The organism is Shewanella sp. ENK2, assembly GCF_043568515.1.
GTDB lineage: Bacteria > Pseudomonadota > Gammaproteobacteria > Enterobacterales > Shewanellaceae > Shewanella > Shewanella japonica.
Genome location: NZ_CP171406.1, coordinates 1,044,702 through 1,061,820, shown reverse-complemented (window position 1 = coordinate 1,061,820; position 17,119 = coordinate 1,044,702). Strand labels below are relative to the sequence as shown.

The window sequence follows — 17,119 nt, the reverse complement described above, 5'->3', positions numbered from 1 at the left end:
TTAACTAATGATTGTAATTGAGCAAATACTGTCTAAAGAAGACGTAAAAGCATATCGACAAACTTTGCAGTCAGTCCCTTGGGATGACGGTAAAAATACGGCAATGGGAATGGCTGCGGCAGTCAAGCAAAACAGCCAAGCACTGGCCAGTGACGCCAAGGTTCAACAGTTGACAAACCAGTTGTTGAATAAAATAGGTGAAACACCCAAAGTGGTTTCTGCTGCATTACCGCATCAGATATTTCCGCCGTGTTTTAACCGCTATGCAGAGTCTGAAGAATATGGCTTTCATGTTGATGCAGCAGTGATGCGGGTACCCAATACTCAGGTTGTGCTGCGTAGTGATGTATCGATGACAGTATTTCTCTCTGAACCCGATGAATATGATGGCGGTGAGTTGATTATCGCCACTGAATTTGGCGAGCAGTCCATTAAATTGCCTGCGGGCTATGCGGTTGTTTACCCGTCCAGTAGTTTGCATAAAGTGACAGCGGTGACATGTGGTGAGCGAGTTGCAGCAATCACTTGGATGCAAAGTATGGTGTCAGAATCGGTTTTAAGAGAAAATTTATATCAACTTGATCAGTCAATTCAATCGCTTATTGCTGCGGGCAATACGCCGCGTGCAGAATTGGATAGACTGCATAATGTTTACCACAATTTGATACGCCAATTTGCTCATTTATAATCGGCATGAATCACTGTTAACGATACTCAGTTTGAGCAGTTAATACTGACAAATCTGAGCAATAAACAAACCTAAGAAAGCGAACGTTTTCTTAGGTTTTTTGTTTTTTAACATAAGTTAATTAGTGAAAGAAACCATCAGCTTGTATATTAGCGGCCTTTAACGGATAGCGATATGCACTTTACTGTGTTGATCGTTGCATTTAATTCTATTTTAATCTTGGTTAAGTAGGCTCTCGTGTCCTCAAAACCGAGGGGTTTATTTTTGGAGAGAACAACCCACCATGCAAGCTACTGGTATCCTTAATACCCTTAAAAAAGTTGATCAAAGTAAAACCTTCCAAGGTTTTGTTATCTTTGTGATTATTGTTTCTGCATTATCTATTGGTGCCCACACTTACCATTTACCGCCTTGGCTTGAGCAAAGCTTATGGGTACTGGATATTGCGATCACTGGCTTTTTCTTATTTGAGTTGATCATCCGATTTATGGCCAGTGATGGTATTAAGTCTTTCTTTTCCAAAGGCTGGAATATTTTCGATACCATTATCGTCATTGGCAGCTTAGTACCACTCGGTGGCTCGACCATTTTATTGGCAAGATTACTGCGCATATTTAGGGTACTGAGATTAGTATCTATGGTGCCAGAGTTAAGAATGCTGATTAATGCACTATTAAAAGCGATCCCAAGAATGGGTTATATCGCACTGCTCATGTTCGTAATTTTCTATATCTATGGTGCTATTGGCAGCATGTTTTTTGCCAATGTGAATGACTTTTTGTGGGGTGATGTGTCGATCGCAATGCTTACACTGTTTCGTATTTCGACGTTCGAATCTTGGACATCGATCATGTATGAAACCATGGAAGTATACCCATTAAGCTGGCTGTATTATTTAAGCTTTATTTTCTTAACAACCTTTGTTTTCCTCAATATGATGGTAGGCGCCGTGCTTGATGTCATGGGCGAAGAAACTAAAATCATGCGAGAAGAGCAGGGCGAGAATGAAGCTGAGTCAGGAGCTGAAAATAGAGCTGAAGTGGCGACTGCAGAAGATATTAAACAGCTTAATGCCAAGATAGATAGGTTAACTGAGTTGTTGGCTAAGAAAAGCTAACCGTTATTTAGCAACAAAAAAGGCTTCCAAGTGGAAGCCTTTTTTAAATGGTTTTAAAATTATGGATTAACAGTAAAGCGGTTTACTGTCACTTCACTACCTGCGATAGCAGCTGGATTACGTAAAAAGAAATTACCGATTAACAACCCATTCATGTATTTACGAACTTTATAATCGCCGTATGCAGTAACTAAGTCTTCAAAGCTATCGTAGCTTTCAAATCCACCAGTTGGACAAGAGTAACTCTCTGAGTTATCACAAATAAACTTTCCGGCATAAGTGCCAGACATATGGTAATCAAAACGAGAGTTCACTTTTTTACCCGCTTCGTCAGTTGTTTGAAGGTAAATATTCACCCAGCCACTTTCAAAGCCGGTTACATTAATATCAAAAGAGTGTTCTTTTAAAGTTGTACTACCAGTGGTTTTTGCAAAAACATATGCGTTACCATCTTTTTTTACCACAGCTTTTACAGCACCAGAATCACTGTCAATGCTGTCAATCTCTAAATTACTGAGATTTTCTTCGCTAACAACACCTGGAATTGGCTCGATAGGATATAAATCAACTGTTTCTACTGTGTAATCAAGAACTGTAAATGTAAATTCTTCGGTATTGTCATCTGCAACTCGAATTATAAAGTTGGTTTGTCGTTTTGTACCATCACTTCTCGAAGCTAATTTATAGTCACCATATTGGAGCATGAAAGTTTGGAGTGCGCCTTCACCCTCAAATTCGTCTACTGACGTATATGTTCCTTCAATCTTTTTCATTACATTGACTTCGCCAGTAGGATATACCACTGCGTTAAGCGTTTCGCCGTCTGCATCGATAAGATATACATTCATGAACATACTAGTTTCAATATTAGTTGTAACATCAAAACTAAAATCAAATTGATTAAGCTGGTATTTTCCTTCCGTGAACTCAAAGTTTGGATAAATCCAAGGCTCAACTTCGTTTCCTAATTTAGGTAAGGTTGCTGTAAAGGTAACTGCACCAGTTTCAGTGTTGTAAACTGGGTTTTCTGCACCATCTACTTGATTAGGTAAAACAGCCGCATTGGCTGGCACTGGAGTAATGTCAATTGGAGTACCAAAATCTGGCTCTTTTATAATTAGAACACCACTATTTGGATCAATTTTTAGTTCACCAAATTCATAGTGCTTACGGGGTAAGAAGTCTATCCACGCTTTAGCTTCTACAGAGTTACGAGCTGTAAAAAACAGATCTGCATCTTGCTTGATATATCTATAAGCATGGATCAATTTTGATTCTAATTCATTTTCAGATTGACCACTGATACCGAAATGGTATTCATCAGATGTTGTAATAGTCGTTTGCTCAAAAACAATATCATCATTGTTAGCTTGGAAAGTAACATAACTATAACTTTCATTATCGAGCTCAACAGTTATTTCGGTTTCATCTCTACCCACTTTCTTACCTAATAATGGGGTTTCAACAGTATAGTAAGAATAAGCTTCATCATGAGAACCTTCTAAAGTACCAATAAAGTCTACATGAATTTCTGCATCGCCAATAACGTCAAACTCAAACTCGAAATTGGTAATATCTTCAATTGTTTCAGTATATTTAATTCCACTTTGGTCCGTTACAGTAATTTCATAATCATTAGTGCGTATGAAGTGAGGGTTGCCCTCTGAATCATCAATTTTACAAACAGGGTGATCAATACCAGGGAGTTCAACATCATCCTGAGGCACCGGAATATTCACAGGTAAGCAGCCTGAACTCATCGCATTCATTTCTGAAACATTTTTCAATGCTGTACTCACTTCAATAGTACGCATTTCTGGGCTTGGTTCAGGTGTTGGCTCTGGCGAACTACTATCATCATCTGAACTACAACCTGCAAGAAATAATGCAGAAATGACTGATAATGCTAATACTGATTTTTTCATGTTTCTCTCTCTCAATGACAAAATTATAACGGTACTCAGTACGAATTGAGTGTAGATTATTCGTATTTAATACGTAATGCAAGTGTTTTTTCGTATTTAATACCTAATATTGATTTTATGTGAGATTCGTGCACAATGATCAGCAGTTGAAAGGGCACTAAATTAAAGAGTTAAAAGTAATGGCGAAGATTTCTAAAGAAGAGAAAGAAGCTAACTTTCAGAAGTATAACCAAATTATTTTGGATATCTTTTTTGAAAGTGGCTGGCATTGTGTGACGTATGACAACATTGCCAAAGTTGCAGGGGTGCGAAAGAGTACCTTACAAGGCTATTACGAATCGAATAAAGAGTTTGCTAATGCATTAAGAGGCAAAGTATTTCCGATTTTTGCAGAGCAATTAGATTTTAGTTCGAAAGAGGCATTAACTGAGAGCTGGCATAAAGCGCTATCGGTTAAGCGCTTCCGTTATATTTTGAATATGCTTATTGCTAATTCAACTTTACCTGAGCCTTCTGACATGACCGTTAATGGTATGTCTAACCTGATCAAAATGGTTGATGGGCATTTTCCTGGTGAAGGTAGGGAAGTGGTTGAAGGTTTACTCGGTAAAACGATTTTGACGTTACTGGATGTGTAACCGGATAATTGATCGTCATTCAGCTTAATAACTCAATGGTGAGAAAATGAAAGCGGCCTTGGAAATGTTATTCCAAGGCCGCTTTTTTATCGGCTGGTATTTCTAGATAAATATGTTTGGGTTAATTTTCCTGATTAACCAGCGCCGCTAACATATACACCAAAGGGGCATTCCAGTTAATGGCGATTTCGTTGCTGGCATAACTGCAATCATGATCGAGGTAAGACTTTGCAGCTTGTTTTGATGGGTAAATGCCGCCTTGTTTTTTACAATCTTTGGCGTCCTGTTGCCCTGGTTGTGGCCCGCCAGCTAAAAAACCAGGAATAGGCGCTTTAATACCATCAGCCATAGAAGCACGGTGGTGAATATGCATCGGAGTCTGTTGGCCGATCCCTGTGACATAAGAGATACCCATTGGATTACGACCAAAAATGTAATCGACGATAGCTATAGCGTGCTTCTCATACAAACTGTTCGGCTTATCTTTATTGTTTATGATTTGGTTTACGCGCAATAACGTTACCGCTTTATTGAGCATGTTTGAGTTACTGCCCCATACAAAATCATTTGGACTAATCGCAAGGCCGTAAGCTGAATTTTGCCCCACTTCAATCCAACGCTCTGTTAATGCCGTGAGTTGCTTTTTAGCTTCTTTTGCGATGGTGTTAGGCGTATCAGAGTGTGATGCTAGTGTGATTAAGGCTAACGTTTCGACTTTATCCCACTCAGGGTTACGCGGCTTTTTCGATATTTCAACTTTACTGAGGTATTCACTATCGCCTGTTGCAGCAAAAAGCTCGGCAGCTGCCCATAACCACTCATCTTTTAAGTCATCACCTGCTGTGGCATATGTCCCAGTGTGGATATCACTCGGCTGTTGATAATGGATGGCTGGATTTTTCAATGACCATTGCCAAGCTTGCTTTGCTGCCATTAATAATTGCTGGCTATAGCTATGACCATTTGCAGAGTTAATTGATAAGTGTTGATCATACTGGGCAAGGATCTGGCTGGCTTTTGCCATTGTTGCAGCGAACCCTAAGCTGGCTGCTGTGGATTTGGCAACAAGGTAACGAGGTTGGTCCATCTTATGGGGCATTTCTGTGTCGCCAGTAAACCGCTTAGTCGTGAGCTTATGGTACAAGCCACCATCATTGGGATCTTGCATGGTCAGCATCCAGTCAATATTCCACATTACTTCGTCAATGATGTCTGGTAATGCATTACCAGATTCAGGAATATTCAAGTTAAGGTTAATGACGGCATTGGACTGTTCTGATACCGCTGCAAGTAAGGTATACACTGTGATATTTGAGTTCACTATGTACTTATTGTAATCGCCTGCATCGTACCAACCTTTAGGAGATGAAATGACGGTGCCAACAGGGCGCGCTTTAGATGCCGCTGATTCGTGCACATACACAATAGTGTCTGGATGAGCAGCAGGTCTCGCATATTGGCCAGCAAATTCTTTTTGTATCACAGCGCCGCTGCGATTATAAAAATAGGCTTTAATAGCTGCAGCTAATGGTTTGTTATAACGCTCATCTGAAATAGTAAATGGCAGTGATTGCGGTATTGAGTCAACTTTTATGAAGTACTCACCTTGCTTAGTCACTTCGTCAAAATGCGCAAGCATTACGTTGTCACCAGATGCTTCCCATATTTTGGCTTCAGATAACTTTCCTTGAAAAACCGTTTTACCAGTATGCCGCTCAATCACGCTAAAATTATCCGCATCAGTTTCTGGTACCACAGCTGTTTTTGTACCATTAACGCCAAAACCTAATTGATTAAACTGAATGGCGTAATTTTTATTGGGGGCTGCATGGCTAATGCCAATGTTGAGTAATATAGCAGTAACAATCAGGGGGCATATTTGGGCGACAAGCTTAATCATTATCAATCCTTGTTAACGTAATTAGCCTGTTCATTATTACGGCTTTTTTAGCAAGAAAGAAACCCGAATGAGTCGAAATGACTATGCAAAAATATCAACAATGGACCATTCTGCCCAGTTGAATGGGATGCAAGATTAAAGCTTGTTATTGTCACCTGACAATTACAGTCACAATGCTTTAGAATAAGCCATTAATTTTTTCACAAGAGCAACTACATGCACGTACATATTCTTGGGATCTGTGGCACTTTTATGGGCGGCCTTGCGTTATTAGCCCGTGCTATGGGGCACAAAGTGACTGGCAGTGATGCCAATGTTTATCCGCCAATGAGTACCCAACTTGAAGAGCAGGGAATTGAACTTATCCAAGGTTTTGATCCGGTGCAATTAGGCAAAGAGGGTGAAAACCAGCCCGATGTTGTTGTGATTGGTAATGCGATGAGCCGCGGTAACCCGTGTGTCGAAGCGGTATTGAATCGAGGTATTAACTATACTTCTGGGCCGCAATTCTTATCTGAATATATTTTACCAGACCGCTGGGTGCTGGCGGTATCTGGCACGCACGGTAAAACATCAACCTCAAGTATGCTTGCATGGGTGCTTGAATATTGTGGTTACGAACCGGGCTTTTTAATTGGTGGCGTACCGCAAAACTTTGGCGTGTCGGCAAGGCTAGGTCATTCCCCTTTTTTCGTGGTTGAAGCAGATGAGTATGACAGTGCTTTTTTGATAAACGCTCTAAGTTTGTCCACTACCGACCTCGCACATTGGTGATTAATAACCTTGAATTTGACCATGCAGATATTTTTGCCGACTTAGGAGCGATTCAGCGCCAGTTTAATCACGTTATTCGCACAGTACCTGGTGAAGGCAAAGTCATTTGGCCAGCTGAAGTTGAGGCTGTAAAAGACGTCATTGAGTTAGGCTGCTGGAGTGAGCAAGAGCTATTTTATGCGACTAGTACAGCGGGTAAACAAGCTGACAAAGGTTGGTATGCAAATACCATTGCAGCAGATGGTCACGAGTTTGAAGTGATGTTTGATGGTGAATCTCAAGGTATTTTGAATTGGGACTTACTGGGACAGCATAATATTGAAAATGCCGTGATGGCAATTGCTGCAGCGCGTCATGTTGGTGTGTTACCAGCAGAAGCTATTGAAGCGTTAACTCAATTTGCGCCGCCTAAACGCCGTCTGGAGCTACTGGATACGGTGAGTGGTATTGCTGTTTATGATGACTTTGCTCATCATCCCACAGCCATTGCTACCACGTTGCAAGGGCTGCGAGCTAAAGTGGGTGAAGCGGATAACGCCAGTGGTAAATTGATTGTGGTTTTAGAACCTCGCTCAAATACTATGAAAAGCGGGGTACATAAAGACACTTTAGCCGCTTCAATGGCACTGGCAGATTGCGCGTTTTTGTACCAAGCTGACAATATTGGTTGGGACATGAGTGCCAATATGAATCATGCCAGTATTCCTGTCACTGTGATGACTGAGATTACAGATATTATTAACGCAGTCTCGTCACTGGCTCAATCGGGTGACACCATTGTGATTATGAGTAATGGCGGCTTTAATGGTATTCATCAGAAATTAATTAGCGCTTTAGCTTAAATAACCATTTTAAGGCATCCATAAGCGTGCACTGAACGTATAAATAGCGAGATACACTTAGCTATATTTAGAGAGTTTATGAGTAATACAACGCAGTACAACAAAAGACCCAAAGCCATTAGCCTTGCATGGACTGGAGCCTCAGGTGCGCCATATGGTTTAAAGCTATTGCAATGCTTGCTTGAGGCCGATTATCAAGTATTTTTGATGATTTCAAGCGCAGCACGAGTGGTACTTGCTACTGAAGAAGCGCTGCAATTAAGTGCCAACCCTGAAAAAGCACGAGAGCAGTTATTAGCGCATTTTGAAATGACAGATTCTGTGATTGGTGAGCTGGTGGTGTTAGGTAAAGATGAGTGGTTTTCACCACCCGCATCCGGTAGCGCGGCACCTAAACAAATGGTGATTTGTCCTTGTTCTACTGGCACCCTAGCAGCTGTCGCTACCGGAATGAGCAATAATTTATTAGAAAGAGCAGCTGATGTGGTCATTAAAGAGCGTGGTCAATTAATCCTTGTGCCACGGGAAACTCCTTTTAGTGCCATACACTTAGAGCATATGTTAAGCCTTACACGTCATGGCGCGACTATCATGCCTGCTGCGCCAGGTTTTTATCACCATCCCCAATCGATAGAAGATCTGGTAAACTTCATGGTTTCCCGAATTCTAGATCATTTGGGTATTGAACATGGGCTGACAAATCGTTGGGGTTATGCCACACAAAAGTCTCGCGACGAAGCCAATGATTAAGTCCGAAAGTCACGACAATTGAGAGTAATATGAAACACACAACCGAAGTGATGATTTCTGCAGAAGAAATCAACGAAAAACTGGATATATTAGCTGAAAGGATTAATGCCCATTACGCAGACAGCGAGCGTTTGTTAATGGTCGGCTTATTGAAAGGGTCTGTGGTTTTTATGGCTGACTTATGTCGCCGTATTAAAGGCCATGTTGAAATCGACTTTATGTCAGTTTCAAGTTATGGCAACGCAATGACAAGCTCACGTGACGTTAAAATCTTAAAAGATGTTTCTTCTGAGATTGCTGATCGCGATGTATTGATTGTTGAAGATTTGATTGATTCAGGTAACACCCTAAATAAAGTACGTGACATGTTATTATTGCGTGAGCCTAAAAGCCTAGCACTATGTACATTATTGGATAAACCTGAACGTCGTGAAGTGGATGTTCCTGTCGACTTTATCGGTTTTACCATTCCTGATGAGTTTATTGTTGGCTATGGTATCGATTATGCTGAGCAGTATCGTAACCTGCCTCATATCGCAAAAGTGGTTCCATTAGATTAATGTAACCCTTTGTGTGCAAACTCCCGCTTTAGGCGGGAGTTTTATTTTGGGCGTTAGAAAATATTTGCACCTTTTTCAGTTACATTACGTCATAGATAATACAATGCCAGTGTAATCACTCGTCTTAACAAACAGCTTAGAGGTATAGCAATGAGTAACAGCACCAATGCTTTGGTGATCGAAAACCTGCAAAAAACTTATAAAAGCGGTGTCCAAGCCGTTAAAGGAATTAGTTTAACCGTTGAACAAGGTGATTTTTTTGCTTTGTTAGGGCCCAATGGTGCCGGTAAGTCGACCACCATCGGGGTGATTAGCTCGTTAGTGCAAAAAACCGCTGGCAGCGTCAAGGTGTTTGGGTTTGATATCGATAAAACACTTGAACAAGCCAAAATGTGTATTGGACTTGTACCGCAAGAGTTTAATTTTAATCAGTTCGAAACAGTGCTGCAAATTGTGGTTAATCAAGCGGGCTACTATGGCGTTACCCGTGCCGTCGCGTTACAGCGCGCCGAGAAATACCTCTCACAACTGGATTTGTGGGAAAAGCGTGACAGTCAAGCTAGAGCCTTATCTGGTGGCATGAAGCGCCGCTTAATGATTGCCAGAGCATTAATGCATGAGCCGAAGTTACTGATTTTAGATGAACCTACAGCTGGAGTTGATATCGAGCTGCGCCGCTCTATGTGGCAGTTTTTAAAAGATATTAACAACCAAGGTGTGACGATTATTTTAACCACACACTATCTTGAAGAAGCTGAAATGTTATGCCGCAATATTGGTATTATTGACAAAGGTTTGCTGGTGGAAAACACCAGTATGAAAAGCTTGCTAAGTAAATTGGATGTTGAAACCTTCATTTTAGATTTACGTAATGATATTGAAGCTGCGCCGCAAATCCCCAATATGAACTGCCGCCTTGTTGACGGGCACACGTTAGAAGTGGATGTGGCAAAAGCTCACAATCTTAATGATTTATTTGCCAAACTCTCAGAGGCAAACATCGAGGTCTCATCGATGCGAAATAAGGCCAACCGTCTTGAAGAGTTATTCGTAGAGCTTGTTGAAAAAGCCAAGGAGGCAAAATAATGAAGCACCTATATTGGATTGCCTTTAAAAGTATATTAACGAAAGAAATTAATCGTTTTACTCGTATTTGGGTACAAACATTAGTGCCGCCAGCGATTACCATGACATTATATTTTCTGATTTTTGGTAACTTAATTGGTAACCGCATTGGTGAAATGGGCGGTGTATCTTATATGGAATTCATCGCACCAGGACTCATTATGATGTCGGTGATAACCAACTCATACTCTAATGTTGCGTCTTCATTTTTTAGTGCCAAAATGCATGGCAGTATCGAAGAGCTAATGGTTGCTCCTGTGCCTCATTACGTGATGATTGCTGGCTACGTGGGAGGCGGAGTTGCTCGTGGTTTAAGTGTTGGTTTGATTGTGACATTAGTGGCCATGTTTTTTGTTAACCTGAGCCTACATCATGTTGGTCTTGTGATAATGACGGTATTTTTAACTTCTGTGCTATTTGCATTAGGCGGGTTAATTAATGCAGTATTTGCAAAAAGTTTTGATGATATCAGCATTATTCCCACGTTTATCTTAACGCCGCTGACCTATTTGGGCGGGGTGTTTTACTCACTCTCTTTATTACCCGATTTTTGGCAAGGCGTGTCGGCATTAAATCCGGTTGTGTATATGATTAACGTATTCCGTTACGGCTTTTTAGGCTTTGCAGATATTAGTGTGCCATTGTCAATTGGCATCATGGTAGGCTTTTGTGCATCGCTTTGGTTTGTGGCTTACTACTTAATATCACGTGGTATTGGCTTGCGTAGTTAAGCTAAGTTAACCATCAAATATTATGCTAAAAGGGCTCATTATGAGTCCTTTTTTATGACGAATGCATTACAGTGGTTTGATAGTTAACCATTTCCATGGCGATGATTTTGATGTGATGCCAAGGTTTTGATGTCACGGTAACGACAAAAGGATATAACACACGGATGAAACCAATAGATATTGGTAAGGCTTATGATCAAATAACGCATCGCTGGACAAGCGATACATTTAATCTTGAAAATGGCATAGCGCAGCATAAAAAAGCGCTGAGTTTTGTTAAGCACAAGGGTAAAGCACTTGATATTGGATGTGGCTGCACAGGGCGTTTTATCGAACTATTAAAAGCAGAGGGGTTTGCTCCTGAAGGTTTAGATGTGTCGGCTGAAATGATTAATATTGCGAAAGCCCGTCAGCCTGATGTTCGTTTTATTCATGCTGATATTTGCCAGTATCCATTGGATGAACAATACATGTTCATCACTGCTTGGGACAGTATTTGGCATATTCCGTTGACAGAGCAAACACAAGTATTGACCAACATTGTCAATGGATTATGTTCTGGCGGTGTGTTGATATTCTCGTTTGGTGGGACAACAGAAGCTGGCTCGCATACCAATTCGGTGATGGGACCTGAGGTGTATTATTCATCATTAGGTACCAATGGTTTTTTATCGTTATTTCAGTCTTTAGGTTGTGTAGTCAGGCACCTTGAATTCGATCAATATCCTGAAATTCATACCTATCTTATAATTGAAAAGCCTTAAGTCACTCAGTAAGGCTTATTACGCTATATTCATCTTAACTGCGACGATTCATGGCATTTTTTAGTGTCTAGAGTGACTTTTATTTCTACATAGAGAGATATAATTCGATTTAATCGACTAATAGGTGTGTTTTATTGCAATTTTTATTCTAAATTTTAGTTGCTAAAGTGGCTTTAACGTTTTTAATAGAGACACTTAAGATGAAAGTAAAAAGCAAATTTACTGCAAGACCAGCAATGGATGGTGATGGGGTTAATATCAAGCGAGTGGCTGACTTTATGAATACTCGCTTTGATCCTTACTTAATGATCGATGAAATTAAGTCAAACGACAAGCATGATTTTATTGGTGGATTTCCACCTCACCCTCATCGTGGTATTGAAACGTTTACCTACTTAATAAAAGGCGGCTTTGAGCATCGTGATCAGCTAGGGAATGTTAAAGCGATTCGCAATGGTGACGTGCAGTGGATGAGTACCGGCAGCGGCGTTATTCATTCTGAAATGCCACTCGCTGATGCCAATGAAGGGCTGCATGGGTTTCAAATTTGGCTCAATATGCCAGCTAAAGACAAGATGCGCCCAGCGATATATCAAGACACGGCAGGTAACCCTAATCCTACGGTGAGCAACAGGCATGGCGCTTCACTCAAAGCGCTCGCTGGAAACTGGCAATTTACAGACTCGAAGGAAACAATAGAGGCCAGTATTCAAGGTTTAGCGGGTCAAGGTGCTATTGCTGATGTGACGTTATCGAGAAATGGCCAAGCCAATATTGATTTGTCCGCGCACCACAGTGTTAGTGCTTATATCTATCAAGGTGAACTTACCTATATTGATACCAAGAGCGAACAAGCAGTGGCTAAACAAGGTCAGTTAGTGGTCATTGAGCCGGAGAGAAATACTCATTTACAGGCAGGAAATCTGGATAGTGGCTTATTACTGTTGGCTGGTCGTCCAATCAATGAAGAAATTGTGCACATGGGACCATTTGTGATGAACACTCAAGCAGAAATCAATCAAGCCATTGATGATTATCAGCAAGGGCGATTTGGTGAAATAGCGTCATCTTTTTGAGTGGTTCATGACGTAATATTCAAATAAATGTCAGCGATTAGCGGATAAAATTGCTACAATAGCTATTCTAACATTTGGCCAAGGTATTTTTCCTTGGCCGAGTTGTTTCTATTATCCCAATTTTGCTTTGATATCAGAGGATATTCACCTTGAGTCAGTCTACTGAACAGGCCGCTAATACGGCTTTCGCATCACTTAATCTGAAACCAGATTTGCTTGATAACCTAAAAACCATGGGCTATGAGTCTATGACTCAAATTCAAGCAGAAAGCTTACCCGCGATTATTGCTGGTGATGACGTAATTGGCCAAGGAAAGACCGGCTCAGGTAAAACTGCTGCGTTTGGTTTGGGCTTACTCAATAAGTTGAATGTGAAACGCTTTCGTATTCAAACTATGGTGTTATGCCCAACTCGTGAGTTGGCAGATCAAGTTGCCAAGGATATTCGTACGCTAGCTCGTGGCATACATAACGTGAAAGTACTGACGTTATGCGGTGGCGTGCCTATGGGGCCTCAAATTGGCTCGCTTGAACATGGCGCACATATTATTGTTGGTACGCCAGGGCGTATTGTTGATCATTTAGATCGCAATCGTTTAGATCTTAGCAATGTGAATATGTTGGTATTAGACGAAGCCGATCGCATGTTAGAAATGGGCTTTCAAGATCATATTGATCAAATTATTGCTGAAACGCCGCATGAAAGACAAACACTGCTTTTCAGTGCAACCTTCCCTGAGCAAATTCAGCAAATTGTTGAGCAAATCATGTATAAGCCACTGATGGTTAAAGTCGAGGCTACTCATGATAATCATACGATTGAACAGCATTTCTATCATACAGAAGATAACCAAGCCCGTTTAGAAGCGTTACGTTTATTGTTATTAGAGAAACAGCCTGAAAGTGCAGTGGTTTTTTGTAATACCAAACGTGAAACGCAAAAAGTGGCCGACACATTAGCTGAGCAAGGTTTCAGTGTTTTAGCCTTGCATGGCGATTTAGAACAGCGCGATCGCGATCAAATGCTACTGCGTTTTGCTAACCGTAGTGCGCGTATTTTAGTGGCGACTGATGTGGCATCGCGTGGGTTAGATATCGAAGATTTAGAAGCGGTGTTTAATTATCACATTGCTTACGACACAGAAGTGCATATTCACCGTATTGGCCGTACAGGCCGTGCTGGTAGTAAAGGCGCAGCATACACTTTCTTTAGTCATTCTGATGGCCACAGAATGGTTGAAATTGAAGAGCTTATCGGCAAAGAAATTGATGGTGAAACACTGCCTTCAATGAACGTGCTTAACAAGCAGCCGCTTGAAGCGGAAATGATCACCATTCAAATCGATGCCGGTAAAAAGCATAAAATTCGCCCTGGTGATATTGTGGGTGGCTTGACGGGTGAGAACGGCATTAATGGTGCTGATATTGGCAAGATTAAAGTGACTGATATCCGCTCATTTGTTGCTGTGAAGCGTGATGCATCGAAAAAAGCATTGAATAAAATAACCAAAGGACGATTAAAAGGTAAGACTTACCGTGCTTGGTTTTTATAATTAATGGTCACGATTAATTGTGACTAACAACAAGCGAGAATGAGTCATATCATCCTCGCTTTTTTATGTATCAGCTTATCTGTTTCATGCCAGAAATAGCATCAACCCGAGCTTAATACTGGTGATGACAGCCACATAGCTGCATAGGATAATGCTGCGCCTATGTCGACGTGGGAGTAGCTCTGAAATGCTCACGGTTGATTGATTAGCATCAGCGAGTGAATTTGTTTGAAAAACGCTTGATCGCCAAATCATAAACCAGCTCACACTAACGAGATAATCTATCCCATTAAGTCGAAACGCCATGTGGGAAAACGGATTCAAAAAGATATTCTTGGTACTCAGTACCCGTTTAATGTTGACTGGAGCGAGTGGGCGGTTTTTTTGGAAGTCGGCGAGTTGCAGATTTCATCATGATGATTTGCATTGGTTTGAATAAGATCAGTTGTGAGAGTAAAACGACCTGTCCATCGATCGTAACTCACATTAATAACGCTAGCATTAAGCTGATGCGACTGGGTATCGAAGCGAGTAATGTTCATCTTGGTGACATCCTTTCAACCAATTAATTTCTAATCATTTATATAATTTTATTAGGATGTTAGTCATCGAGCTAGCTATTATGAAGTAAGTTTAATTTCATCATCGATATGAGATTGTCTTAGTAAAGACGAATTACGAACACATAAGGTCATTACAGCTTGTTCAAAGGTAGTCACTGCTTAGGCAACACTAAAAAATGAGTTGATTGAGGTGCGGTTATTTGGCGCCTTTTTATCAAATTCAACTTTGTTGGTGATATTGGCGCTGTGTAAAATATTACCCGAATAAATCACTAATCTATTGGGTTTGGCTTCAATGCTGAATACCTTCTCAAATAGCTCATCTGAGTCATTAATATATCCATTACGTGTCACAGCTGCTTGCTTCACTTCATCGACCATTTTTAAAATTATATCTTTGTCATCTTGAGATAAATGCAGTGTGTCAGCACCTTTGTAGCGGTAAAAGTTAGTGCCACCTAATTGCTGATCGTTTAGGTAGTGAACTGCGGCCATGTCATGTGCTGATAATGAATCAAAGTGCGGCATTGTTTGAGTCGCATTTAGCTGCAAAGGACTAAGAGTGACTTTTGAAAGCCAGCATTTGGCTATTTTATGTTGCTTAAATTGTTCGCCATTAGGTTGCTGTGAGAGCTTGTCTATGAGCAATGATAAGCTTTGATAATAGGGTTTGGGCATTTCATCACGCACCCCTGGAAACAAAGTACCGTCAGCACCTACTGGATTAAAATAGGCTTTTTCTTTGCTGTAACGGACTAGGGCATCAAAATCAGCGATAAAGTTATCGATAACCCATACAAGATGGTTTGAATGTGGAATCGGGTTTACTTGTATCTGTAAGTCTGTATTGATCTGATGCATGGTCAGTGTGTTCCTTCACATTGTTGACGTCCCGCTTACGCATGAATATTGACGTACTAAGATGGCGGTATGGTTAATTTTACTTGAATTGGGTATTTAACTTAGTAGTAAAACGGCATCAAAATCACTCACAGCTTTGCTGTCATCTGTTGAGCATTGCTCAATTCACTTGTTTGTACGTCAATGACGTTTTATTGGATCATGATTGAAGCAACGTTGAGTGAGTTAGTCATCAGCGCCATGAGAGTGGTTTTGACCATAAAGTTTCAAATCAAGTTGAGTGGAGGTTATTGGTTTTAATTGGTTTTTTATATTGGGCTTTAGTCTGATTTCAACGAGCTAAGCCCTTATTGTTCAAGAGACTAGGCTCGTTTAATTCAACGTGGGAATATTTTATTGTGATTGCTCGCCTTCGCTGCCTGCTTCTTTAGCTTCTGAGAGCATATAAATCAGAGTTTCACCGTCATTAGCACTGGCAAGGTAAGACCAAGAACTCACATTATTGCCGAGTTCACTTCCTTGCAGTTGTTGACTTGCGAGCATCCAACCATTGGGTTTCAGTTCAATACCTCTTATTTCGCAAGTGGTGGTTTTACAATTCACAGCACTGATGTTCACCATATCGGCATATTCACTTAAAGCAAAAGAATCTAACAAGGCTTGCTCTCTTTCACTCGCCCAATTGGGATCGATTTTTGCTTGATGATGGCGTTTAAATAAGGAAACCATTTCCCCTTGTTGCGAGGAGACGATATCGGCATAGGCTGCAGGTACCCATAAACTGGCTTGCTCGGCAGTGATGGCGTCAGGTTCTTGGTGAAAAGGAGATGTCGCTTGTCCTGCTTCATCGATCTCATTATAGGCAAGTTCAACTTGCTGCTCTAATAAGCCAAGTGAGGCACTCATTGAATCAATCAACGTATTTTTTTCATCGAGTTGTTGTTTCAGGTGCTCGATTTCTTGTTTTAGCTCCGTAACCAAATCAATTGAGCGAGAATCAATCACTTTTGCTACCGAAGCTGAATTATTTTGCTCAGCGTCTTCATCGCTATTATGTGCGGTAGGTGGCTTTGTTTGAACTTGATTCAGCTGACTTTTACCCATTTGTAAGCCAACAAATAGGCTGCCAATTGCTAAAAGCAATACCACAATGAATAAACCTGTATGTTTCATAAATCTTCCATGAATGAAATTGTTTAATTTATCATTAATTATGATGGACGAAGAGCGTTAATCTGGCAACTTTATTGAG

The 17,119-nt window shown here is 40.8% G+C and carries 14 protein-coding genes and 1 pseudogene; 11 read left to right on the top strand and 4 right to left on the bottom strand.

The annotated features are described in order from the left end of the window. Positions 1–7 precede the first annotated feature (7 nt). Both ACGEDC_RS04765 and ACGEDC_RS04760 read left to right on the top strand, forming a co-directional pair. Entirely contained in the window at positions 8–688 is a 681-nt protein-coding gene (locus ACGEDC_RS04765; RefSeq protein ID WP_394496787.1) for a Fe2+-dependent dioxygenase, read from the top strand. Positions 689–971: 283 nt separating this feature from the next. Continuing rightward, positions 972–1,805 (top strand): ion transporter, encoded by an 834-nt coding sequence (locus ACGEDC_RS04760; protein WP_372037069.1) that lies wholly within the window; start codon positions 972–974, stop codon positions 1,803–1,805. A 59-nt stretch (positions 1,806–1,864) separates the two neighbouring features. On the opposite strand, the gene ACGEDC_RS04755 is transcribed toward ACGEDC_RS04760, so the two are convergent. After that, positions 1,865–3,730, bottom strand: a complete 1,866-nt coding sequence (locus ACGEDC_RS04755; RefSeq protein WP_394496784.1) for a hypothetical protein — start codon at positions 3,728–3,730, stop codon at positions 1,865–1,867. Positions 3,731–3,909: 179 nt separating this feature from the next. Between ACGEDC_RS04755 and ACGEDC_RS04750 the strand changes: the two genes are divergently transcribed. Next, positions 3,910–4,368 (top strand): TetR/AcrR family transcriptional regulator, encoded by a 459-nt coding sequence (locus ACGEDC_RS04750; RefSeq protein ID WP_162928422.1) that lies wholly within the window; start codon positions 3,910–3,912, stop codon positions 4,366–4,368. A gap of 121 nt (positions 4,369–4,489) precedes the next feature. Here ACGEDC_RS04750 and ACGEDC_RS04745 read toward each other — a convergent pair whose 3' ends face one another. Further along, on the bottom strand, positions 4,490–6,268 hold the full coding sequence (locus ACGEDC_RS04745; RefSeq protein WP_394496781.1) for a glycoside hydrolase family 9 protein: 1,779 nt from the start codon (positions 6,266–6,268) through the stop codon (positions 4,490–4,492). A gap of 216 nt (positions 6,269–6,484) precedes the next feature. On the opposite strand from ACGEDC_RS04745, the pseudogene mpl reads away from it, so the two are divergent. The 8 genes and pseudogenes from mpl to dbpA all read left to right on the top strand — a co-directional run bounded on the left by mpl (position 6,485) and on the right by dbpA (position 14,443). Then, positions 6,485–7,884: pseudogene (mpl, locus tag ACGEDC_RS04740) on the top strand (UDP-N-acetylmuramate:L-alanyl-gamma-D-glutamyl-meso-diaminopimelate ligase). 78 nt (positions 7,885–7,962) lie between these two features. Next, positions 7,963–8,634, top strand: a complete 672-nt coding sequence (locus tag ACGEDC_RS04735; protein ID WP_065109493.1) for a flavin prenyltransferase UbiX — start codon at positions 7,963–7,965, stop codon at positions 8,632–8,634. Positions 8,635–8,663: 29 nt separating this feature from the next. Beyond that, positions 8,664–9,194 carry a hypoxanthine phosphoribosyltransferase gene (gene hpt, locus ACGEDC_RS04730; RefSeq protein WP_394496779.1) on the top strand — a complete coding sequence of 177 codons (531 nt, stop codon included), beginning with the start codon at positions 8,664–8,666 and terminating at the stop codon, positions 9,192–9,194. A 150-nt stretch (positions 9,195–9,344) separates the two neighbouring features. Next, a complete protein-coding gene (locus tag ACGEDC_RS04725) occupies positions 9,345–10,280 on the top strand; it encodes an ABC transporter ATP-binding protein (RefSeq protein WP_055024876.1) in 936 nt (311 codons plus the stop codon). Then, on the top strand, positions 10,280–11,050 hold the full coding sequence (locus ACGEDC_RS04720; RefSeq protein ID WP_055024875.1) for an ABC transporter permease: 771 nt from the start codon (positions 10,280–10,282) through the stop codon (positions 11,048–11,050). The genes ACGEDC_RS04725 and ACGEDC_RS04720 overlap by 1 nt, the downstream gene beginning before the upstream one ends. Positions 11,051–11,214: 164 nt before the next feature. Further along, positions 11,215–11,814, top strand: a complete 600-nt coding sequence (locus ACGEDC_RS04715) for a class I SAM-dependent methyltransferase (protein WP_394496775.1) — start codon at positions 11,215–11,217, stop codon at positions 11,812–11,814. 200 nt (positions 11,815–12,014) lie between these two features. After that, on the top strand, positions 12,015–12,890 hold the full coding sequence (locus tag ACGEDC_RS04710; RefSeq protein ID WP_394496773.1) for a pirin family protein: 876 nt from the start codon (positions 12,015–12,017) through the stop codon (positions 12,888–12,890). 149 nt (positions 12,891–13,039) lie between these two features. Beyond that, positions 13,040–14,443, top strand: a complete 1,404-nt coding sequence (dbpA, locus tag ACGEDC_RS04705) for an ATP-dependent RNA helicase DbpA (protein ID WP_211029501.1) — start codon at positions 13,040–13,042, stop codon at positions 14,441–14,443. Between the two features lie 722 nt (positions 14,444–15,165). Here the strand turns inward: dbpA and ACGEDC_RS04700 are convergent. Together ACGEDC_RS04700 and ACGEDC_RS04695 are read right to left on the bottom strand one after the other, a co-directional pair. Next, on the bottom strand, positions 15,166–15,867 hold the full coding sequence (locus ACGEDC_RS04700; RefSeq protein ID WP_080916675.1) for a DUF6445 family protein: 702 nt from the start codon (positions 15,865–15,867) through the stop codon (positions 15,166–15,168). 393 nt (positions 15,868–16,260) lie between these two features. After that, entirely contained in the window at positions 16,261–17,040 is a 780-nt protein-coding gene (locus tag ACGEDC_RS04695; protein ID WP_394496770.1) for a hypothetical protein, read from the bottom strand. Positions 17,041–17,119 lie beyond the last annotated feature (79 nt).

What these genes read in the sequence shown, in the direction of transcription:
- ACGEDC_RS04765 (WP_394496787.1), top strand. Translation starts at nt 8, where the DNA reads ATGATTGTAATTGAGCAAATACTGTCTAAAGAAGACGTAAAAGCATAT.
- ACGEDC_RS04760 (WP_372037069.1), top strand. Translation starts at nt 972, where the DNA reads ATGCAAGCTACTGGTATCCTTAATACCCTTAAAAAAGTTGATCAAAGT.
- ACGEDC_RS04755 (WP_394496784.1), bottom strand. Translation starts at nt 3,730, where the DNA reads ATGAAAAAATCAGTATTAGCATTATCAGTCATTTCTGCATTATTTCTT.
- ACGEDC_RS04750 (WP_162928422.1), top strand. Translation starts at nt 3,910, where the DNA reads ATGGCGAAGATTTCTAAAGAAGAGAAAGAAGCTAACTTTCAGAAGTAT.
- ACGEDC_RS04745 (WP_394496781.1), bottom strand. Translation starts at nt 6,268, where the DNA reads ATGATTAAGCTTGTCGCCCAAATATGCCCCCTGATTGTTACTGCTATA.
- ACGEDC_RS04735 (WP_065109493.1), top strand. Translation starts at nt 7,963, where the DNA reads ATGAGTAATACAACGCAGTACAACAAAAGACCCAAAGCCATTAGCCTT.
- hpt (WP_394496779.1), top strand. Translation starts at nt 8,664, where the DNA reads ATGAAACACACAACCGAAGTGATGATTTCTGCAGAAGAAATCAACGAA.
- ACGEDC_RS04725 (WP_055024876.1), top strand. Translation starts at nt 9,345, where the DNA reads ATGAGTAACAGCACCAATGCTTTGGTGATCGAAAACCTGCAAAAAACT.
- ACGEDC_RS04720 (WP_055024875.1), top strand. Translation starts at nt 10,280, where the DNA reads ATGAAGCACCTATATTGGATTGCCTTTAAAAGTATATTAACGAAAGAA.
- ACGEDC_RS04715 (WP_394496775.1), top strand. Translation starts at nt 11,215, where the DNA reads ATGAAACCAATAGATATTGGTAAGGCTTATGATCAAATAACGCATCGC.
- ACGEDC_RS04710 (WP_394496773.1), top strand. Translation starts at nt 12,015, where the DNA reads ATGAAAGTAAAAAGCAAATTTACTGCAAGACCAGCAATGGATGGTGAT.
- ACGEDC_RS04700 (WP_080916675.1), bottom strand. Translation starts at nt 15,867, where the DNA reads ATGCATCAGATCAATACAGACTTACAGATACAAGTAAACCCGATTCCA.
- ACGEDC_RS04695 (WP_394496770.1), bottom strand. Translation starts at nt 17,040, where the DNA reads ATGAAACATACAGGTTTATTCATTGTGGTATTGCTTTTAGCAATTGGC.